The following is a 2117-nucleotide window of genomic DNA, read 5'->3' on the forward strand; positions in this document are numbered from 1 at the left end:
TGTAAACTTATTATACTACCAACACTAACAATAAACTTCTCACTATCCAAAGTAAAGTTGTACATCGGTTTCCCTTCATTCGCAGGTGTTCCTCCTTTAGCCACTTGACTTGGTCCTAATGTAAAGTTCCTTTTATCAGGATTTGTAAATCTTCCATTCCCATCATTATTAACCGCTCCCATTACCAAAGCATGCGTTTCGTTTTCACTTGGAAAATAAAGTGCTACTCTGTCATTTATTTCTGGTGCTGGTGTAAATCCTGTATTACTTTGACTATATGGAGTTACATATGGAAAATAACTCTTTCCAGCATATTTATTCCCTTCACTTTGCACTGCACCTCCAAGTTTTCTTAGCCCTTCTGTCAAGTCAACTGTCATAACTGCAATATCGCTTGCCTTCACTTCCTGACTTCTGTTATTATTTTTTTCCTGCTCCTCAGCAACGTATATATTTACAGGTCTTAATCCCATAGTTCTGCCTTCAAGATTATCCGAACTTCCATCAGTCCTTCCATGCTCACTCTTGCTCTCATCTGTTCTTGCAATATGTACTGTTCTCGCTTCTATCACTGCTCCTCTTATCTTTTCGTGCGGTATTGGATCTACAAAGTAGTCTGTCTGTTTTCCTAGCTTGTATTCGCATTTTAAGGTGTTTCCTTCATTGTATATTCTGCTTTCTATTACATAGTAGTCATTTTCCACTTCTTCGCCTGATACTCTGTTTCTAATTTTTAATTTTATTGGGGTTGATACTGAATACACTTCCGTTCCTTCTACCCTGTAATACGTTCTTTCCTCCTCTGTTTCCTTTCCAAAATATGAATATGTCAAGTTTGGTGTCTGTGCTGGCATATTCTTGAAAAATCCTACCAGAACTTTATTTGAATTTGCCATTAGTGGCTGTCCTGTATACGATGCTATTCTCTTTAAGTATTCCCAGTCTGTTTCATTATACTGGATTGTCATTCTTGGTACTGCCTGCATATCTTCCCCTACATTTACCAATGTTTCTCCATCATTATAATTTTTATTCACTTCCTGTGCTATATCTGTATACGTAAGTGTCGGATCCTGAAATGAACGGTATCTCGGTATTCTGTCAAGAAGTATGCTCTTTGAACTGCACACTAACTCAACTGCTAATGCTCCTGCCTTTGTTTCCTTTATCCTAAGTTTGCTTATTACTCCATTTAAGAATATTTTATCTGTAGCATTTCCTGCTTCATCCGATATGTTGCTTTTTCCTGTAACTACTATTGTCTTGTCGCCTTTTTTATCTATCAGGGCATCGTATAAACTTAACTGGTTCGGTGATGCCACGTATTTTATTTTCCCAATTGTATGTTCCCCTATCTTTGAATCTATTTCAAGATTCATATCTCTCCAAAGTATCTGCTGTCCATCTATTTCTATCTTTATTCTTTCAGCTGAAAAAAATTCCACTGGCTTTTGATTATTTAAATTATTCTCCATTTTTAACCTACTTCCTTGAATAAATCACTATTTCAACAATATTTTCGTTGTTGCTAAATATATTATGTCTCCACTTTCAACTTTTACAGGCACATTTCTTTTTAATTTTATTTTTCTTCTGTCATCTTTCTTTTCTATTCCGCTTCCATTTTGCGAACCTAAATCTTCATAGTACCAAACTCCATTTACTCTGTTCAACATTCCATGAGCCCTGCTTACCAAATTTGAATATACTCCTTCACTCACGTCTATATCCACCTTGTTTCTAGGTGTTCTTTTCCCTATCAGCAATGAAGTCGCTCTTCCAATCTTCCATACTTTAATATCATAATCATCTGAATTTTTTAAAATTATATTTTCAATTTGATTCTTTTCGACTTCCTCTATTTCTTTTACTTTATCCAAAAATACGTGATGTTCTCTTTCACGCTCATTCTTTATTTCCTTTATCTCATCATTAACTTCCACTCTTTCTTTAAATCTTTCGACTATAAGAAGATACAATGTTAATGCTATAAATATAAAAATTGCGATATATAGACTTTTCACAGAATATCCAGCCATATGAATATACACAAAAGTAAAAAATAGTATAATCAAAATTATTATATTTTTTAAATTAAAAAAATTATACTGTCTTTC

2 protein-coding genes are annotated in these 2117 nt (G+C 34.1%); both read right to left on the reverse strand.

Annotation, left to right across the window (positions count from 1 at the left end):
• Window positions 1-1475: hypothetical protein (locus tag Q0370_RS00465; protein ID WP_299570610.1), on the reverse strand; the 1475-nt coding region annotated here is incomplete at its 3' end.
• Between the two features lie 27 nt (window positions 1476-1502).
• Window positions 1503-2117: FHA domain-containing protein (locus Q0370_RS00470; protein WP_299570612.1), on the reverse strand; the 615-nt coding region annotated here is incomplete at its 5' end.

Source organism: uncultured Leptotrichia sp. (assembly GCF_938036635.1).
Classification (GTDB): domain Bacteria; phylum Fusobacteriota; class Fusobacteriia; order Fusobacteriales; family Leptotrichiaceae; genus Leptotrichia; species Leptotrichia hongkongensis.